Source organism: Pseudomonas farris (genome assembly GCF_019145235.1).
GTDB lineage: Bacteria > Pseudomonadota > Gammaproteobacteria > Pseudomonadales > Pseudomonadaceae > Aquipseudomonas > Aquipseudomonas farris.
On record NZ_JAHSTV010000002.1, the window covers coordinates 166,321 to 183,399 of the forward strand.

The window sequence follows — 17,079 nt, forward strand, 5'->3', positions numbered from 1 at the left end:
GGTTCACCTCATCGTTTCAATAGGTCGCCGACGGGCTCGGCGGTCGTTCAAGGAATCACTGGATGGAACTGTTCGTCCACTGGGCCGCCGGGTTCGGCCTGAATTACGGTTTTCTGCTGGACGCCTATCAGCGCGGAACCCTGGAGCAGGGCGCGCTGACCACGGTGCTGCTGTGCCTGTTCACCATCGTCGGCAGTCTGCTGGCGGGTGTCGGGTTGGCGGCGATGTTGACCTCGGGCAAACCCTGGCTGGCGAAACCTGCGCGGGTGTTTGTCGAAGTCACCCGTAACACACCGACGCTGGTGCAGCTGTATTGCGCGTTCCTGGTGCTGAATATGCTGCTGACCCAGGCCGTCGGCGCGGCCAACCCGCTGACGCCGTTCGCCTGGGTGGTGATCGTGATCTCGCTGCACAAGGGGGCGTTCCATGCCGAAGCCTTGCGCGCCGGCATCGAAGCCGTGCCTGCGGTGACGATGGAGGCGGCCAGTTCGCTGGCGTTCAGCAGCCGCCAGTTGTTGTGGAATGTGCAACTGCCGCTGGCCTTGCGCTTCGCCTTGCCATCGCTGATCAACAACCTGATCGACCTGGTGAAAATGACCGCCGTCGCCTCGGCAATTGCCGTCGGCGATATCACCTACGCGGCGATCATGATCTGGACCCAGAGCGATAACGTGCTGGAGTTGATGATTCTGATCTTGACGTTTTTCGGTCTGCTGAGTTTTACCGTCAATTGTGTGGGACGCCTGCTCGAAGCGCGCCTGAGGATGCCCGGCTATGGCCATTGAATCGTCCGTCACCGCGCCAGTGGCCTGGCCACGGCGGCATGTCGGCAAGTTGCTGCTGTTGGCGGTTGCCGTGCTCTGGCTGGTGTATTTCACCCCGCACAGCCCGGTGCTCAAGGCCTTGCTGCAATGGTCCCCGGCGCTGGTCGTGGGCTTTGGCCAGAACATTCTGATCAGCCTGGTGGCGATCGGGTTGGGGTCGTTGCTGGGACTGTTGGTGGGTGCCTTGGGGTTGTCGCCGTTGTGGCTGCTGCGTTTGCCGGCGCGGATCTGGGTGCAGATTTTTCGCAACGCGCCGTGGCTGGTGCTGATCTATTTCACCACCTATGTGTTCCCGTTCGAGATCCACATCGGCAGGGCCTATGTCTCGTTCCCCGACTGGGTCAAGGTCACCCTTGGCCTGGCGTTGCCGGCGAGTGCCAACGTCGCGGAAATCTTCCGTGGCGCCGTCGCCTCGATCCCCAGTACCCAATGGGAAGCCGCACGCTCCCTGGCGTTCACCCGTGGGCAGATTTTCCGCTCGATCATCCTGCCGCAGTGCTTCAAACGCATGTTGCCGCCATGGATGAACCTCTACGCGGTGATCACCATGGGCACCGCGCTGGCGTCTTTGGTGGGCGTGCATGACGTGATCGACACCGCGCAGATCGCCAGCAACACGGTGAACCTGACCGGCTTCACCGTGGTGATTTACCTGAGCCTGCTGGTGCTGTTCTTTGCTTATTGCTACCCGATTTCCCGACTCACCCAACACCTGGAGCGACGTTATGCCTTCTACTGAAACCGTCGCCGAGCCTCTGGTCAGCCTGCGTGACCTGCACCTGTCGTTTGGCAGCAACCCGGTGCTCAAGGGTATCGACCTCGACGTGCACCGCGGCCAGGCCGTGTCGATCATCGGCCCGTCCGGTTCCGGCAAGTCGACGATCCTGCGTTGCATCACCGGGCTATTGCAGCCTCAGCGCGGCAGCATACGTGTCGGCGCCACCAAGGTTCACACCCTGGCCCAGGAAGCCCAGCGCATCGAGTTGCGCAAACGCGTGGGGTTTGTGTTCCAGCAGTACAACCTGTTCCCGCATTTGTCGGTGCTGGAGAACCTGGTGATCGCACCGCGCAAAGTGCTGGGGCGCAACCGCGCCGAGGCGGAGAAAGACGCCCGCGCCTTGCTGGCCAAGGTGCGCATGGAGCACAAGGCCGATGCCTATCCGGGACAACTCTCTGGCGGTCAGCAACAGCGGGTGGCGATTGCCCGGGCGCTGGCCATGCGCCCGGAACTGATTCTGTTCGATGAAGTGACCTCGGCCCTCGACCCGGAAACCGTCGGCGAGGTACTGACGGTAATTCGCGAGCTGACCGAAGAGGGCATGACCTGCGTGCTGGTGACCCACGAAATGCGCTTCGCCGAAGAGATCAGCGACATCGTCTACTTCACTGAAAACGGCGTGATCGTCGAGCACGGCAGCGCCGCGCAGATCTTTCAGCACCCCACCAGCGAGCGCACTCAAGAGTTTTTGCGCCACGCCCTGGGCGATCCGGGACGCCGTCCCCGCGTCGCCAACGACCCGTATCTGTTGACCAACCTGAGCCGCTACAGCCTGTCCGTCTAATACCGAGGAGTCTGTTCATGAGTACCGATAACCGTGCCGCCGTCATCGAGGATTTCCTCAAGAAAATCCGCGTCATCAATCAGCGCGGCGTCGACCGCGCCGCGTTGACGCAAATCGTCGCCTTGCTCGAAACCCTGGCCGAGCGCCGCGATCTGTTCAATTTCGATGCGTTCCCGGCTCCGGTGCCAGGGCAGGGCAGCACCGCGTTTCGCTACCGTCTCAACGACGATGGCGACACGCCGACGCTGTACCTCAACTCGCTGTTGCCGGGCAAAAGCACCATCGCGCACAACCACGAAACCTGGGCGATCATCAGTGCCGTCGAAGGCCAGGAAATCAATTACGTCTACGCCCGTGATGACGAGGACCGCGAGCCTGGATTCACCACCCTGCACCTGGAAAAACAAGTGATCGTGCAGCCTGGCACGTCGATTTCGTTTCTCGGTGAAGACCTGCATGGCATCCGTGTCGAAGGCGAGCAACCAACCCTGCATTTCCACCTTTACGGTTTGCCGCTGGAATCGCTCAATGGCCGTTATGGGGTCGAGGCCGACGGGCGCATTCTCAATTACAACGCCTCGCAAATGGCCCCGTCGATCAAGGCCTACGCATGAATCGGACTGTAACTCCAGGGAAATTGCAGCAATGGCTGTTCGACGGGCAGGAAATTGCCCTGTTTGACGTGCGTGAGCACGGCCAATATGGCGAAGCCCATCTGTTTTACGGGGTGAACCTGCCCTACAGTCGACTGGAACTGGAGGTCCGACGCCTGGCGCCGAATCCTCAGGTGCGGCTGGTGATCTATGATCAGAACGGTGGAGATGTCGCGGCCCGCGCCGCTCAGCGTCTGCAGGCGTTGGGGTACGGCCGCGTGCATATTCTCGACGGCGGGGCCGAGGGCTGGCAGGCGGCAGGCCTGCAACTGTTTGCTGGCGTGCATGTGCCCTCCAAGGCCTTTGGCGAGTTGGTGGAAGAGGCCAGTCATACGCCGCATGTCACCGCAAAACAGCTGGCCGAATGGCAAGCCCGGGGCGAACCGTTGGTGGTGCTGGACGGTCGGCCGTTCGACGAATACCGCAAGATGACCATCCCCGGTTCCGTCTGTTGCCCGAATGGCGAACTGGGCTATCGCGTACACGATCTGGTGCCGGACGACAGCACGCCGATCGTGGTCAATTGCGCCGGTCGAACCCGCAGCATTATTGGCGCCCAGACCTTGATCAATCTGGGTTTGAAGAACCCGGTCTACGCCTTGGAAAATGGGACCCAGGGCTGGTACCTGGAAGATCTTCAGCTGGAGCATGGCAGCACCCGCCGCTATGCCGATGAGGTGTCATCGCAGACCTTACCGCAACAGCGTCTTGCCGCGGCACAACTGGCCGAACGGGCCGGGGTAAAAACCGTTGCGACTGCGCAAGTCGAGCAGTGGGCCGGGGAGGCCGAACGCAGTCTGTTTCTGTGCGATGTGCGCACCGCCGAGGAGTTTGCCGCCGGCAGTTTGCCGGGCGCGCAACACACGCCGGGTGGCCAGCTGATTCAATCTACTGATTTGTACATCGGCGTGCGTCAGGTGCGGGTGGTACTGATTGACAGCGATAGTGTGCGGGCACCGATTGTTGCCAGTTGGCTTCGGCAGTTGGGGCATGAGGCTTATGTTCTGGCGGGTGGGGTGAACAGCGGTCTGGCGTTGCCGGCGGTGGAGGCCGCCGCACACGAAGCGTTGCCAGTGATCACGGCGCAGGCCCTGAGCGATGCGCTGAAGGATAACGCGGTGGCACTGATTGACCTGCGTCCAAGCATGACTTGGCGCAAAGGTCATATTGCCGGCTCGCGCTGGTCGATCCGCTCGTTGCTGGCGACTGAGGTGATGGGAGAGCAACGGCCTCTGGTGCTGCTGGCCGATGATCCGCTGCTGGCCGCTTTCGCGGTACTGGAGTTGCCCGATGCTCAGCGTATACAAACTCGGTTGCTGGATGGCGGTGTCGAGGCCTGGCGTGCGGCGGGGTTTGCACTGCAAGAGGATGCCAACACACCGCCCGATCACCAGTGCATCGATTTCCTGTTCTTTACCCACGATCGTCACTCCGGCAACAAGGACGCGGCGCGTCAGTACCTGGCTTGGGAAATCGGCTTGTTGGCGCAAATGAGCGAGGACGAAATCGCCAGCCTCAAACCGCTGCGCGCGCAGCCTCAAGCCAGCCGTGATACGCGGGTTCGTACCCGTCTGGTGCATTCGGCGCGAACTGAAAAGGGCAATGGCGGTCGGGCGGTCAACGTGCCGGTCACTCGTTTGAGCACGGTGCTGTTCGACAACCTGGCGCAAATGCGCGACGCCCGTGCTCGTCGTGATAGTGAACGTGTTCTGAGCTATGGCGCCCGTGGCAATCCCACGGCGTTCGCCCTGGAAGATCTGGTGACGGAACTGGAAGGCGGTTACCGCACGCGCTTGTTCGGCACGGGGCTGGCGGCAGTGGCGCAGACATTTCTGGCCTACTTGCGGCCCGGCGATCATGTGCTGATCACCGATGCGGTGTATGCGCCCGTGCGGCGTCTGGCCCGGGAGCTGCTTGAGCCGTTCGGCATCCAGGTCAGCTACTTCGCGCCTGACGGCAGCGGCCTGCAAGCGCAACTGCAAGCCAATACCAAAATGGTCTACACCGAGGTGCCCGGCTCGCTGCTGTATGAACTCTGCGACCTGCCGGCCATCGCTGCATTGTGCAAACCGCGCGGCATACTGCTGGCCGTGGACAACACCTGGGGCTCGGGCTATCTGTACCGGCCGCTGACCCTGGGCGCGGATATCTCGATCATGGCGTTGACCAAGTACCTGTGCGGCCACAGCGACGTAGTCATGGGCAGCGTCTGTACCCGGCAAGAGGTTTGGCAGCCACTGTCGTCGATGAGCGACACCTTTGGCATCGCCGTCAGTCCCGACGATGCCTATCTGGTGCTGCGCGGTGCACGAACCCTGGCGCCGCGCCTCGACGTACACGAACGCCAGGCTCTGGAAATCGCTCAATGGCTACAGGCGCAACCGCAGGTGAAACGGGTGTTCCATCCAGCGCTGCCCAATCATCCTCATCACGCACTGTGGCGGCGGGACTTCACTGGCAGCAACGGTTTGCTGTCCTTCGAACTGCGCGATGTCGACGCCAAGTACCTCGAGCGGTTTATCGATGCGCTGCAGGTGTTTGGTCTGGGCGCGTCTTGGGGCGGCTATGAAAGCCTGGTCACCGTCGCGGATACCAAGGATCGCAACAGCGCGGTAGATCGTGCATTGAACCCGGTGCTGCGGCTGCATATCGGCCTGGAAGATGCCGACACGTTGATCGAGGATTTGCAACGCGGGTTCGCCGCCACTGTGGACTAGGGCTTGCGCAGCAGAAGCAACAACAACGCCGCAACCGCCAGCACCGCCCCGACGACGAAGGTGCTGGCTGAGCCCGAGGTCTCCCACAGCGCGCCCGCAAGTACACTGGCGATCAACAGGCACACGCCGCTGATCAGATTGAACAGGCCGAATGCCGTACCCCTGAGATGTTCGGGCGCGGTGTCGGCGATCAGTGTCGCGAGAATGCCCTGGCTGAAACCCATATGCAGGCCCCACAGAGCCACGCCCGCCAGCATGGTCATGATCGAATCTGCTTGCGCCAATAACAGGTCCGCCAGGATCAGCAGGACGATGCCGACACACAACACTTTGGTGCGGCTGATCCGGTCGGACAACCAGCCGGCAGGGTAGGCGGACACCGCATAGAGCAGCGACATGACCACCATCACCATCGGCACCCAAGTGGCCGTCAGGCCTGTTTGTTGCGCCTTCAAAACCAAAAAGGCTTCGCTGAAACGGGCCAGCGTGAAGAGCCCGCCGACGATCACCACCCACCAATAATCGCGCGAAAAATCCCGCAGAACTTTCCAGTGGATTGGCGAGTGAAAGGCACGTTCGCCAGCGACAGTGGTCGGCTCTTTGACCCCGCCGACAATCAGCGCCACTGATATCACCGCCGGAATTACCGCAAACCACAACACCAGATGGATCTGCCCGAGCCATAACATCAGTACGATCGCCAGCATCGGGCCAAGAATGGCGCCCACGGTGTCCATCGATTGGCGCAAGCCAAAGCAAGCGCCACGGATTTCAGCGGGTGCGATATCGGCGACCAGCGCATCTCGCGGCGCGCCACGAATGCCTTTACCGATGCGATCCAGAAAACGTGCGGTGAACACCACATCCACCGACTGCGCGAGGGGAAAGAGCGGTTTCGACAAGGCGGCGAGACCGTAGCCCATCAACAGCAGGCCTTTGCGCCGGCCAATAAAGTCGCTGATGGCCCCGGAGAAGATCTTGGTCAGCATCGCGGTCGCTTCGGCGGTGCCCTCGATCACCCCGACGGTCAATGCGCTCGCGCCCAAGGTCGTGACCAGAAATACCGGCAGCAGGCTGTGCACCAGCTCCGAAGACAGGTCCATGAACAGACTGACAAAACCCAGGGCCCAGACCGTGGAGGGGATGCGTAATGAGGTCGGTCTGGGTTTTGAGAGGTTGTCCATGCTGGTTTCCGGGATTGAATGCTCACCGATTGTTTATGTCGCCAACCCCAGCGATCAGGTCTTAAAGGTTCTGACTCAAAAAGAGCAACGTATTGCCATGTGCCTCAACCGCCGCCCGTTGGTTGTAGCTGTCACGGTGTGAGCAGTTGAAGCCGTGTTCGGCCCCCGGATAAACCTCGATATCGACGTCATCGTTGAACTCGAAACGCTCGGCGATTTGTTTCACGGCGTCGATGGGGATGTGGCTGTCCTGTTCGCCGAAGTGCATCAGCACTGGCACTTTGATTTCATCGGCTCGATCCAGTTGGTTCTGAATACCGCCGCCATAGTAGGCGATCGCCACGTCGACGAAACCGTTGGCCGCGGTGTTGTACGACAGCATGCCGCCGAAGCAGAAACCGATAGACGCGATTCTGCCGTCCAGCCCAGGTTGTGCTTTCAGGGCGTCGATGGCCAGTTTGATGTCGGCCTGCGCTTTTTTGGTGTCGGTGGCATTCATCAGTTCGACGGCGCGTTTCCAGCCTGCTTCGTCGTAGCCCAGTTCGATACGGTGGCCGTTGCGCCAGAACAGATCCGGCGCTATGACCAGGTAGCCGTCGGCGGCGTATTGCTCGGCGACCGAGCGGATGTGTTCGTTGACGCCGAAGATTTCCTGAATCAGCACAATCCCCGGACCTTTAAGGGTATGGGGGATGGCCAGGTAAGCGCCGAATGTGCCCTCGGCGCTACTGATCTCGATCCATTGGGTGGTTACGCTCATGATGGCTCCTTTACATAAGTTGGGTAGGTTATCGAGACGCTGCGTATCAGCGGTGACTGCGCCGCCAGAAGTATCGAGCCAACAGCGCGTCCACGCTGAGTTTGCCGGCCCCCGAGAGCAGCAACGGCATGAGGGCTGCGAGGTAGATCAGCGGCAGTTTGAAGTTACCATGGCCTTTATTGCTGATGGCATAGCCTTGGGCAAGTTCACTCAATGTAGACCAATCGGCCGGCCAGTGAACGGCAGCGGTCGCAACGATCGTGACTATGGTCAGAATAACCGCCGAAACCCGCGTTCCCAGGCCCACCAGCAGGGCGAGGGCGCAGATCAATTCGGCCCACATCGCCAGTTCCCAGTTCAGCGTGGCCGGCACGTGGTTGAAGGGAAACGGGAAGTTGTGCTGAATGTCGGCGAACCAGTTCTGACCGTTCCATTTTTCCAGGCCTGACTCGAAAAATTCCCAGGCCAGAAACACCCGCAAGGTCAGGGGCGCGATCCAGCTACCGACACGGTCGAGGTTCAGGTGCAGGCCTTTGATGGCCGATGAGAGAGAGGTGTTCATGGGCGTGAGCTCCGAGGATTCATTGTGGGAGCGGGCTTGCTCGCGAAGACGGCGGCACATTCAACATTGATGTCGCCTGACACACCGCTTTCGCGAGCAAGCCCGCTCCCACAGGGGATTGTTGGTGTTGTTGAGATTTCATTCAGTCAACAGCGCATTCCTGAGCGACCGTTTGTACTTCAACGCAATCTTGCCCAGCAGCCGAACGACGATTGCCGAAAACATCAAACCGAACGGCAGGACGTACCAGGCGCTCATGGGGATGCGTTTGAAGTTGGAATAGGTAAACACCGCCGCGAGTACCCACATGCCGCTGACGTGCAGGGCTTTCCAGGCTTTGGGGCCGATCAGCCGCGCCGTGGTTTTGAACGAGGTCAGTGCCATGAGCAAAATAAACAGATAACCCACCGAGCCCGGGATGTTGCCGACCGTGGTGCGGCTGGGCCAGAACTCGGGGTTCAATTGGCCGTAGCTGTAGATCAGGATGGCGTGGACCAGGTGGGAAAACGCAAAGGCCAGGCCGATGAAGCGTCGTTCGCGCACCAGCGATCGGGTGAAAGGCGAGGGCACCAGCACAGCCAAAGCGGACGCAGTGAACGCAGCGAGAAACAGTGCAAACGAAGTGCGTGCAGTGGCGCGAATGGCGCTGCGGGTGGCTTCCACCAGATCCGGGTTCAGCAACAGAATCAGGCCGGTCATCAACAACACCAGCAGGGACAGCAGGCCAAACAGCGACCAGCCGTGGTAACGGGGAACTTGGGTCAGCATGGCAACACTCCTGAGCAAGGGCCGACCCGGTTTTGCCGGTGGTCAGCGGACGGCAGGAGTGTTTCAACCAGGTGTGTGGGCGGTATGTCCGAAAGGTCGCCCGGTGCAAGTTCATGTATCCCGGGCCGCGACAGATACATTCCCATACAAAACTGTGATTCATCACCGACCAGCAGCGTCTAGCGACAGTGTCCCCGCAATCCCATGGGGCGAGACTTCGGAACCCGGCATGCAAGCGCTGTTGAACGAGATCCTTGACGCAGTCCGACCGTTGATCGGTCAGGGCAAAGTGGCTGACTACATTCCCGCCCTCGGCACCGTGCCGTCCAATCAGTTGGGCATTGCCGTGTATGGCAATGACGGCGAGTTGTTTTGCGCGGGAGACGCCGACACGCCGTTCTCGGTGCAGAGTATCTCCAAGGTATTCAGCCTGGTGCAGGCCATCGACCATTCCGGCGAAGCGATTTGGGAGCGCCTGGGACACGAGCCGTCCGGCCAGCCGTTCAACTCACTGGTGCAGCTGGAGTTCGAGCGCGGGCGCCCGCGCAATCCCTTCATCAACGCTGGTGCGCTGGTGATCTGCGACATCAACCAGTCACGTTTTGCCGCGCCGGCATTGTCGATGCGCGATTTTGTCCGGCGCTTGTCCGGCAACCCGAATGTCATGGTGGACGGCAAGGTCGCCGAGTCGGAATACCAGCACCGCGCGCGCAACGCGGCCATGGCTTATCTGATGCAATCGTTCGGCAACTTTCATAACGACGTCGAAGCCGTGCTGCGCAGCTACTTCAGCCATTGCGCGCTACGCATGAGTTGCGTGGATCTGGCCCGCACGTTCTGCTTTCTGGCCAACGACGGTTTCTGCAAACACAGCGGCGCCCAGATCCTCAGCGCCCGCCAGACCCAGCAAGTCAACTCGATCATGGCCACCAGCGGGCTGTACGACGAAGCCGGTAACTTTGCCTATCGCGTCGGCCTGCCGGGCAAGAGCGGCGTGGGCGGGGGCATCGTCGCGGTAGTGCCGGGGCAATTCACGGTGTGCGTCTGGTCCCCGGAATTGAACGCTGCCGGCAATTCTCTGGCGGGCATGGCGGCGCTGGAGTTGTTGAGTCAGCGGATTGGCTGGTCGGTGTTCTGATGGCATCTCTTGACTAGCGACCGATGACCGCTACCGTGAAGCAGGCATTCTTTGACTCACCCGAACGGGTGAAGGGCTGGGTGACTTCATGGTGAAATTCGGTTCCGCGCTTCTAGTCTTCAATGAGCCGGACGCTCATTTGCGCAAAGGGTTGTCCGCCGTGGTCCAGATTGGCAACACCCTGTGGGTCGCCAATGATGAATCCTTGACGCTGGAGCGCTTCACCCTGCGTGAGCGCGCCGGTGCGGCCGAGTTTTTGTTTGACGAACACAAACAGTTCTCGCTGGGATCCCTGTTGGCGCTGCCGGTCATTCCGAAGAATGGCCAAGAATTCGTTGAAGCAGACCTGGAAGGCATGAGCTACGACCCCGACACGGGGTATCTCTGGATTGTGGGGTCTCACAGCCTGATACGGAAAAAAACCGATAGCACCAAGACCCTGAAGAAAAACGCCGAGCGTCTGGCAACTGTCAGCCGCGATGGCAATCGTTTTCTCCTGGCCCGGATTCCGGTGGTCGAAGAAAACGGGACGTTCACTTTGGTGAAGAGCACCGCCAGCGATGATCGAGTCGCCGCCCAATTGGCCGGCAATCAACTGGGTAACGAATTGCTCGATGAACTCAAGGACGATGAGCATGTAGGGGCATTCCTGCACATTCCTGGCAAGGACAACGGGTTCGATACCGAAGGCCTCGAGGTCAACGGCAAGCGTGTTTTTATCGGGTTGCGAGGGCCAGTGCTGCGGGGCTGGACCATTGTTCTGGAGATCGAACCCGAGGACCATCCCCAGACCGCCCACACGCTGACGCTGAAAAAAATCGGGCCTGGGGGGCGAAAATATCGAAAGCATTTTCTCCAGTTGGGAGGACTCGGCGTCAGGGACTTATGCATCGAGGGTGACGACATGTTGATCCTGGCCGGGCCGACGATGAACCTCGACGGGCCTGTCAGCGTGTTTCGATGGCTCGACGGCGCCAGGCCAACAAAGGAAAGTTTTGTCTTCAGCGAACAATTGACGCCAGTCCTGGAGGTTCCTTACGGGCAAGGCGAGGATAAAGGCTGCGATCATGCCGAAGGACTGACCTTTATCAGCACCGCGGGCGTAGAAGAGCCCTTGCTGCTGGTGGTCTATGACGCGAACGCCAGGTGGCGCAAACAGGGGAGCAATCGCCTGGAGCAAGATGTATTTCGACTTGCGAAAAAGTAACCGTTACCGCGCCCCAATGAATGACGCTCCACGGATTTTCCTATACATTTTCTGGCCGCTCTCCTGCATGGTGAAACCGTTTCATGTCTCTTGCGCTCGAACGTCTAGTCGCTGGCACGCCAATCCCTTTTGCCGGTAATCGTGTCACTGTCGTCAGCCCCGAACTGGCGGCGCGCTTTCAGCCCGGCGACCATCTGCTGGTGGAGCAGGTCAGTGGCGAATTGCTGCTGATCCCGGTAGCGGACCAGCAAGCGGCGGCGGTCGCCATCGAACGTGCCGAAGTGGCGTTCGCTGCGATGTCTGGCGTCTCGGATCAGGCCATTAGCGAGTTCTTCGATCGCTTTGCCCAACGCCTGGAAACGCCTGAATGCTGGGCCTTGATTGCGGCCGCGAACCTGGCCGACATCGAGCGAGCCAAGGCGCGCGGGCGTTCCACCACGCGGTTGCTCGCCGATGAACGCATGCGCGGCGACATGATTGCAGGTCTCAGGGCCTGGCGCGATGCACCGGCCACCCGCGGCAAGGTTGTGAGTTGCGTCGAGCACGACGGCTGGAAAGTCGAGCAAGTGGTGTCGCCGCTGGGCATCGTCGCATTCGTGTTCGAAGGCCGGCCGAATGTCTTTGCCGACGCCGCCGGTGTCTTGCGCACCGGTAACACCGCGGTGTTGCGCATTGGCAGCGATGCGCTGGGCACCGCTCAGGCCATCGTCACCCATGCATTGAACCCTGCATTGAGCGATGCCGGATTGCCGAGCGGTGCGGTGTCGCTGGTTGAAAGTGTCAATCACGCCGCTGGTTGGGCGATGTTCGCCGACCGACGACTGTCATTGGCTGTGGCCCGTGGTTCGGGACGTGCGGTCAGCCAGTTGGGCAGCATCGCGCAACAGGCCGGCACCGCGGTCAGCTTGCACGGCACCGGCGGCGCATGGCTTATCGCCGACAAGGACGCCGATGCCCAGCGCTTTGCCGCCGTAGTGCGCAACTCGCTGGACCGCAAAGTCTGCAACACCCTGAACGTCTGCCTGATCCACCGTGATCGCGCCGCTGAACTGCTGCCGTTGTTTCTCGACGCACTGCAACAGGCCGGCACCGCTCGGGGCCAGGGCTGCAAGTTGCATATCGTCAAGGGTAGCGAGCAGCATTTGCCAACCGATTGGCAGACCGCGAGCGTCGAGGTGTACCGCGCCGAAGGCTATCAGACCGAAGCGTTGGCCGAACCGCTGCCCGAGGATCAGTTGGGTCGCGAGTGGGAATGGGAAGAAACCCCGGAAGTCAGCCTGAAGATCGTCGACGACCTGGATCAGGCCATCGCTCTGTTCAACCGCTACAGCCCGCAATTCACTGTGTCGCTGATCAGTGAAGATGCCCCGGCGCAGGAGCGTTTCTACAACGCGGTCAACGCGCCTTTTGTTGGCAATGGGATTACCCGCTGGGTCGACGGTCAGTACGCGCTGAACAAGCCAGAGCTGGGGCTTTCGAACTGGGAGAGTGGGCGCTTGTTTGCACGCAGCGCGATTCTCTCGGGGGATGGCGTGTTTACCATCCGTAGCCGCATGACGCAGACGGATTTGTCGGTCAAACGCTGAAACAACACTCCAGAACAGCCGCGCAAACCTGTGGGAGCGGGCTTGCTCGCGAAAGCGGTGTGTCAGGCGACATCAATGTTGACTGTGCCGCCGTCTTCGCGAGCAAGCCCGCTCCCACAGGATATTCGTCGCTCTTATATCTTACCGGCATCAGGGACAGCCCCCGCCCGCAGGCAACGGCCGCACTATACTTAATGTGTGTCCGTGTCTGCGGTGGGGCGGGCGGCGCATCTGATTACGTCAGGGAGAGTTGCGTCATGAAACTTCATTCCTTTCAACATTACTCTCATGATCTGGAAGCGGTCGTTCACGACGCGTGGATTACCACCAGAGTGAAGTCGGCCCTGGCATTGGCCGACTCAACCCTTGGCCTGCATGTCCATGTCAAAACCCATGCGGGCAGGGTGGCATTGAGCGGCCGCGTCAACACTCACAGGCAGTGTGAGCAGGCTGTTGCTCTGGCCCGTTCGGTTCAGGGTGTCGTCGACATCGATGCCAGCGAATTGCTCACTCACGTGTTCACGCCGGGCAGTTTTCCAGAAGCGCCCAATGCTGAAGACACGCCTGAACGTCGGCCACCATCGTCAGCAAAGACGGACGACAAATGACAAGGATGATCTTGTGAGTATCACATTCCCGGTCGGGAACCGAGGACGGGTGTAGTCGCGCGCGTGCTCACTTTGTAACGCTGCGCCAAGCCTGGCGCAGCTCGAGCGGGTGAAGCCTTCAGGCGGCTTCGACCGCTTGACCATACACCGCACAGGTGTCCGGGTGCTCGGCCAGCGACACGAAGTTGCGACGGCTGGCATCCAGAGCATCGACCGAACCGGTCTCGATGTCATAAACCCAACCATGCAGATTCAGCAGACCTTTTTCCTGGGCCAGACGCACGCTCGGGTGAGTCTGGATATTCGCCAGTTGGGCGATGACATTTTCCCGGACCATCGAACTCACCTTGGCTGCGTCGCTGGCGTGAGGGCGGGAATCGTTGATCACCTTGGCCGACTCGGCGTGTTGCAACCAGCCGCTGACGGCGGGCAGGTGATCCATGCATTTGCACTGGGCGATGGCGGTCATGGCACCACAATCCGAATGCCCGCAGATCACGATGTCGGTCACGCCCAATACCGCGACCGCATATTCGACCGTGGCCGACACGCCGCCGGGATGCGGACTGTAAGACGGCACGATATTGCCGGCATTGCGCACCACAAACAGTTCGCCGGGCTCTTGCTGGGTCAGCAGTTCCGGCACCACACGACTGTCGGAACAGGTGATGAACAAAGTGCCGGGATGCTGGGTGGTGGCCAGGTGTTTGAACAGGTCGGTACGTTGCACAAAGGCTTCGTTCTGGAACTTCAATAAGCCTTCGATGAGCGCTTTCATAGCGGACTTCCTTGCAATGAATGAGGGGGCAGTTAAGTGCAGAACCTGTGGGAGCGGGCTTGCTCGCGAAGACGGAGGCACAGTCAACATTGATGTCGCCTGACACACCGCTTTCGCGAGCAAGCCCGCTCCCACAGGTGGGCAGTGTTCAAATTCTTAACTGACTGGCATTAGTCGATTTCAGAACGGACGCAGCGGCAGGAACTTCCCGTCCAGGGTAATCACTGCGCGGGAACCACCTTCCGGGTCTTCAACTTTCTTCATGTCCAGCTTGAAGTTGATCGCGCTGATGATGCCGTCGCCGAATTGCTCGTGAACCAGGGCTTTGAGCGTGGTGCCGTAGATCTGGATCATTTCGTAGAAGCGGTAGATGGTCGGATCGGTCGGGACACCCGCGAGGCTGCCGCGCAACGGAATGATCTGCAGGCGGGCCACGGCGTCGACGTCCAGTTCGAGTTTCTCGCCAATCACCTTGGCGGCGTCTTCCGGCAGCGGATGCTGGCCGAGCAGGGCGGCGGTGACGTAGGCCAAACCCAGGCCGGTGCCGTCAGTCAAATCCTGCCAGGACAGATTCTTGCGTGCCTTGGCATCGAGGATCGAAGTGGTCAGGGCCAGACTCGGGTCCTGGTAAGCGTGGGACTGTTGCATGGTGTGACTCCTATCGGTTGTGGCTGGAAAGTGGAGCCATCTTCGGTCGATTGATTCATAGCGTCCAAGACCGATATACAATGCTTCGCATAAGCCCTGCCTATAGATGGTGTGCCCCATGCTGCTCCGACATTTGCGCTATTTGCTGGCGGTCGCCGACCACGGCGGCTTCACCCGCGCCGCCGAGGCGTTGCACGTCTCCCAACCGACGCTGTCCCAGCAGATCCGGCAACTGGAGGAAACGTTGGGCGTGAGCTTGTTCGACCGCACCTCGCGCACGGTCAAGCCGACCGATGCAGGGCTGGCCTATATCGAAAGTGCCCGTCGGGTACTGGTGGAACTTGAAGCAGGGAAACGCGCACTGCATGACGTGAAGGACTTGTCTCGGGGCTCCTTGCGACTGGCCATGACGCCAACGTTCATGGCGTATCTGGTGGGGCCGTTGGTGCGCGACTACGTGGCGAAGTTTCCGAACATCCATCTGCAGATTTTCGAGTTATCGATGGATGACATCGAGGCCGGGTTGCTCGATGACTCGCTGGACATCGCCATCGCCTTTACCCCGGTGAGAAGCCCCGATATCGAGTGCGTGCCCGCGTTTGTCGAAACGTTGGGCGTGATGGTCGGGCGCAGTCATCCGTTGTATGAGCGCCAGAACCCGCTATCGCCAAAGGAGGTGGCGCAGCTGGAGTTCGCGTTGCTGACGCCGGACTTCATCACCCGATCCTCTATCGACGGGTATTTTCGGCAACAGAACATTACGCCCAAAGTGGCAATCGAGGTGAACTCGGTGAGTACGCTGCTGGAAGTCATTCGTCACGCGCCGATGGCCACCATCCTCCCGGAACCCATCGCCACTGCGGAACGGGCATTGCGCAAAATTCCGCTGCTGGGGGAGGCGCCCAACCGAGGGGCCGCGCTGCTTCGGCGCAAAAATAACTATCACAGTGCGGCGTCGGAGGCCTTTATGGACCTGGTGTTGGGCACGGCTGCGGTCGCGTCGGCGAAGTCAGTCATCCACTGATTGGCACAGCCCATTGGGAGCCTTGCCGGTGGAGGACACGGTCACCGAATCGTCATCGGCGAGGATGATCGAGATCGTGATGCCCGAACCCCTGGCTTCGAAGCGGCGATCGTCGATGGCTTTGGTTACCGCCTCTTTACTGTTGATCAATACCGGGCCGTCCTGATCCGCATGGACAACGACTTTACCGGGGCAGTCCACATCGAATGAGGGAATGCCAGGGAGGGTGTTCGCATGGGCAACATTCGCCATCGCGAACACTATGAATATCAGGATTTTGTTCATCGCAAGCCTCCAGAGATCCAGCAGGGCATACGGTTAACCATAGCTTTGTTTGGTGCGCACGAGACAAACGAAAAGGCCCCGCTCGATATTCCGAGCGGGGCCTTCTTTCATTACAGAGAGGGGATATCAATACAACCGATCAATCACCCGAACTTCGTTCTGGTTCTGCATCGATGCCCACGCCTGTTTCAGCGTTTGCAGCACATTACCGATGAAGTCCTTGTCGGCCGCGGCTTTTTTGCCGACATAACCCTGGCCGCGACGGTACATCTTCAGTCGGGCGAGCAGGTTCTGGTTGCTCTGGTCGAACGCTTCTTCGTGGGCATGGGGCGACAGGCAGTCGATATGTACCTGGCCCGATTTGCTGATCCACAGAATATGGCTGTCCTGGCTGTCTTTTTGCGCAGCGAACAAACGAGCCAGTTCATCGATAGTAGGTTGATTGTTCAGATTCATTGTAAGCCCCTTGACCATTTGGTGATCTTTCAAAGTTGATTCGCTAATACAAGTAGCCCATCGGTTAGTTGATCCCTGGCACCGAAACCAGGACGTCAGCGGTCGGCCGTCAATACGACGGGGTCCCGCGTCTGTTGCATGTAGTCGTGTTGAATAACTGCTACGCAATAGCGTCACAACGAAGAGAAGCAGCGAAAACCTGGAGGCCACTGCCGACATTTTCAGGGTCGGCCACAAGCTTCATGAGGATTGATCGCCAGCGCTTCTCGTCCTTGTACTGGACGTTCAGGCCAGGTCAGCTTCTTCAATCTGCCTTGTG

At 60.0% G+C, this 17,079-nt stretch carries 18 protein-coding genes; 10 read left to right on the plus strand and 8 right to left on the minus strand.

Annotated elements, in window-relative coordinates:
- Positions 1 to 62 precede the first annotated feature (62 nt).
- The 5 genes from KVG95_RS04050 to metC are packed head-to-tail and all read left to right on the plus strand — an operon-like array spanning position 63 to position 5,756.
- Positions 63 to 785, plus strand: a complete 723-nt coding sequence (locus tag KVG95_RS04050; RefSeq protein WP_096480031.1) for an amino acid ABC transporter permease — start codon at positions 63 to 65, stop codon at positions 783 to 785.
- Positions 775 to 1,563 (plus strand): amino acid ABC transporter permease, encoded by a 789-nt coding sequence (locus KVG95_RS04055; protein WP_217854609.1) that lies wholly within the window; start codon positions 775 to 777, stop codon positions 1,561 to 1,563. The genes KVG95_RS04050 and KVG95_RS04055 overlap by 11 nt, the downstream gene beginning before the upstream one ends.
- Positions 1,550 to 2,386: an amino acid ABC transporter ATP-binding protein gene (locus tag KVG95_RS04060; protein WP_217854610.1), complete on the plus strand. Its 837-nt coding sequence runs from the start codon at positions 1,550 to 1,552 to the stop codon at positions 2,384 to 2,386. The genes KVG95_RS04055 and KVG95_RS04060 overlap by 14 nt, the downstream gene beginning before the upstream one ends.
- 17 nt (positions 2,387 to 2,403) lie before the next feature.
- Positions 2,404 to 3,000, plus strand: a complete 597-nt coding sequence (locus tag KVG95_RS04065; RefSeq protein WP_217854611.1) for a cysteine dioxygenase family protein — start codon at positions 2,404 to 2,406, stop codon at positions 2,998 to 3,000.
- Positions 2,997 to 5,756, plus strand: a complete 2,760-nt coding sequence (metC, locus tag KVG95_RS04070) for a cystathionine beta-lyase (RefSeq protein WP_217854612.1) — start codon at positions 2,997 to 2,999, stop codon at positions 5,754 to 5,756. Before KVG95_RS04065 ends, metC begins: the two co-directional genes overlap by 4 nt.
- Here metC and KVG95_RS04075 read toward each other — a convergent pair.
- The 4 genes from KVG95_RS04075 to KVG95_RS04090 form a co-directional block, all read right to left on the minus strand.
- Positions 5,753 to 6,940 carry an MFS transporter gene (locus tag KVG95_RS04075; RefSeq protein WP_217854613.1) on the minus strand — a complete coding sequence of 396 codons (1,188 nt, stop codon included), beginning with the start codon at positions 6,938 to 6,940 and terminating at the stop codon, positions 5,753 to 5,755. The two genes, metC and KVG95_RS04075, sit on opposite strands and share 4 nt — an antisense overlap.
- Before the next feature lie 61 nt (positions 6,941 to 7,001).
- Positions 7,002 to 7,700 carry a dienelactone hydrolase family protein gene (locus tag KVG95_RS04080; protein ID WP_217854614.1) on the minus strand — a complete coding sequence of 233 codons (699 nt, stop codon included), beginning with the start codon at positions 7,698 to 7,700 and terminating at the stop codon, positions 7,002 to 7,004.
- Positions 7,701 to 7,746: 46 nt separating this feature from the next.
- The gene (locus tag KVG95_RS04085; RefSeq protein WP_217854615.1) at positions 7,747 to 8,262 is read right to left on the minus strand and encodes an HvfX family Cu-binding RiPP maturation protein; all 516 of its coding nucleotides are present in this window, start codon (positions 8,260 to 8,262) and stop codon (positions 7,747 to 7,749) included.
- Between the two features lie 138 nt (positions 8,263 to 8,400).
- Positions 8,401 to 9,030 (minus strand): ferric reductase-like transmembrane domain-containing protein, encoded by a 630-nt coding sequence (locus KVG95_RS04090; protein ID WP_217854616.1) that lies wholly within the window; start codon positions 9,028 to 9,030, stop codon positions 8,401 to 8,403.
- Positions 9,031 to 9,259: 229 nt separating this feature from the next.
- On the opposite strand from KVG95_RS04090, the gene glsB reads away from it, so the two are divergent.
- From glsB to KVG95_RS04110, 4 genes are all read left to right on the plus strand, one after another.
- Complete coding sequence (glsB, locus tag KVG95_RS04095) at positions 9,260 to 10,168, plus strand: glutaminase B (protein ID WP_052962965.1); 909 nt, start codon at positions 9,260 to 9,262, stop codon at positions 10,166 to 10,168.
- A gap of 88 nt (positions 10,169 to 10,256) precedes the next feature.
- Positions 10,257 to 11,375 (plus strand): DUF3616 domain-containing protein, encoded by a 1,119-nt coding sequence (locus KVG95_RS04100; RefSeq protein WP_217854617.1) that lies wholly within the window; start codon positions 10,257 to 10,259, stop codon positions 11,373 to 11,375.
- Positions 11,376 to 11,458: 83 nt separating this feature from the next.
- Positions 11,459 to 12,961 (plus strand): aldehyde dehydrogenase family protein, encoded by a 1,503-nt coding sequence (locus tag KVG95_RS04105; RefSeq protein WP_217854618.1) that lies wholly within the window; start codon positions 11,459 to 11,461, stop codon positions 12,959 to 12,961.
- Between the two features lie 257 nt (positions 12,962 to 13,218).
- Positions 13,219 to 13,569 carry a BON domain-containing protein gene (locus KVG95_RS04110; protein WP_052962963.1) on the plus strand — a complete coding sequence of 117 codons (351 nt, stop codon included), beginning with the start codon at positions 13,219 to 13,221 and terminating at the stop codon, positions 13,567 to 13,569.
- A 118-nt stretch (positions 13,570 to 13,687) separates the two neighbouring features.
- Here the strand turns inward: KVG95_RS04110 and KVG95_RS04115 are convergent, their stop codons facing one another.
- Positions 13,688 to 14,347 (minus strand): carbonic anhydrase, encoded by a 660-nt coding sequence (locus KVG95_RS04115; protein ID WP_217854619.1) that lies wholly within the window; start codon positions 14,345 to 14,347, stop codon positions 13,688 to 13,690.
- 180 nt (positions 14,348 to 14,527) lie between these two features.
- Positions 14,528 to 14,995, minus strand: coding sequence for a cyanase (cynS, locus tag KVG95_RS04120; protein ID WP_217854620.1), 468 nt, complete (start codon positions 14,993 to 14,995; stop codon positions 14,528 to 14,530).
- Between the two features lie 118 nt (positions 14,996 to 15,113).
- Here cynS and cynR point away from each other — a divergent pair, with 118 nt between their 5' ends.
- Complete coding sequence (gene cynR / locus KVG95_RS04125) at positions 15,114 to 16,019, plus strand: transcriptional regulator CynR (protein ID WP_217854621.1); 906 nt, start codon at positions 15,114 to 15,116, stop codon at positions 16,017 to 16,019.
- On the opposite strand, the gene KVG95_RS04130 is transcribed toward cynR, so the two are convergent.
- Positions 16,005 to 16,304 carry a hypothetical protein gene (locus KVG95_RS04130; protein WP_217854622.1) on the minus strand — a complete coding sequence of 100 codons (300 nt, stop codon included), beginning with the start codon at positions 16,302 to 16,304 and terminating at the stop codon, positions 16,005 to 16,007. The genes cynR and KVG95_RS04130 overlap by 15 nt on opposite strands.
- Before the next feature lie 126 nt (positions 16,305 to 16,430).
- Positions 16,431 to 16,760 (minus strand): hypothetical protein, encoded by a 330-nt coding sequence (locus tag KVG95_RS04135; RefSeq protein WP_217854623.1) that lies wholly within the window; start codon positions 16,758 to 16,760, stop codon positions 16,431 to 16,433.
- Between the last annotated feature and the right edge of the window lie 319 nt (positions 16,761 to 17,079).

What these genes read in the sequence shown, in the direction of transcription:
- KVG95_RS04050 (WP_096480031.1), top strand. Translation starts at nt 63, where the DNA reads ATGGAACTGTTCGTCCACTGGGCCGCCGGGTTCGGCCTGAATTACGGT.
- KVG95_RS04055 (WP_217854609.1), top strand. Translation starts at nt 775, where the DNA reads ATGGCCATTGAATCGTCCGTCACCGCGCCAGTGGCCTGGCCACGGCGG.
- KVG95_RS04060 (WP_217854610.1), top strand. Translation starts at nt 1,550, where the DNA reads ATGCCTTCTACTGAAACCGTCGCCGAGCCTCTGGTCAGCCTGCGTGAC.
- KVG95_RS04065 (WP_217854611.1), top strand. Translation starts at nt 2,404, where the DNA reads ATGAGTACCGATAACCGTGCCGCCGTCATCGAGGATTTCCTCAAGAAA.
- metC (WP_217854612.1), top strand. Translation starts at nt 2,997, where the DNA reads ATGAATCGGACTGTAACTCCAGGGAAATTGCAGCAATGGCTGTTCGAC.
- KVG95_RS04075 (WP_217854613.1), bottom strand. Translation starts at nt 6,940, where the DNA reads ATGGACAACCTCTCAAAACCCAGACCGACCTCATTACGCATCCCCTCC.
- KVG95_RS04080 (WP_217854614.1), bottom strand. Translation starts at nt 7,700, where the DNA reads ATGAGCGTAACCACCCAATGGATCGAGATCAGTAGCGCCGAGGGCACA.
- KVG95_RS04085 (WP_217854615.1), bottom strand. Translation starts at nt 8,262, where the DNA reads ATGAACACCTCTCTCTCATCGGCCATCAAAGGCCTGCACCTGAACCTC.
- KVG95_RS04090 (WP_217854616.1), bottom strand. Translation starts at nt 9,030, where the DNA reads ATGCTGACCCAAGTTCCCCGTTACCACGGCTGGTCGCTGTTTGGCCTG.
- glsB (WP_052962965.1), top strand. Translation starts at nt 9,260, where the DNA reads ATGCAAGCGCTGTTGAACGAGATCCTTGACGCAGTCCGACCGTTGATC.
- KVG95_RS04100 (WP_217854617.1), top strand. Translation starts at nt 10,257, where the DNA reads ATGGTGAAATTCGGTTCCGCGCTTCTAGTCTTCAATGAGCCGGACGCT.
- KVG95_RS04105 (WP_217854618.1), top strand. Translation starts at nt 11,459, where the DNA reads ATGTCTCTTGCGCTCGAACGTCTAGTCGCTGGCACGCCAATCCCTTTT.
- KVG95_RS04110 (WP_052962963.1), top strand. Translation starts at nt 13,219, where the DNA reads ATGAAACTTCATTCCTTTCAACATTACTCTCATGATCTGGAAGCGGTC.
- KVG95_RS04115 (WP_217854619.1), bottom strand. Translation starts at nt 14,347, where the DNA reads ATGAAAGCGCTCATCGAAGGCTTATTGAAGTTCCAGAACGAAGCCTTT.
- cynS (WP_217854620.1), bottom strand. Translation starts at nt 14,995, where the DNA reads ATGCAACAGTCCCACGCTTACCAGGACCCGAGTCTGGCCCTGACCACT.
- cynR (WP_217854621.1), top strand. Translation starts at nt 15,114, where the DNA reads ATGCTGCTCCGACATTTGCGCTATTTGCTGGCGGTCGCCGACCACGGC.
- KVG95_RS04130 (WP_217854622.1), bottom strand. Translation starts at nt 16,304, where the DNA reads ATGAACAAAATCCTGATATTCATAGTGTTCGCGATGGCGAATGTTGCC.
- KVG95_RS04135 (WP_217854623.1), bottom strand. Translation starts at nt 16,760, where the DNA reads ATGAATCTGAACAATCAACCTACTATCGATGAACTGGCTCGTTTGTTC.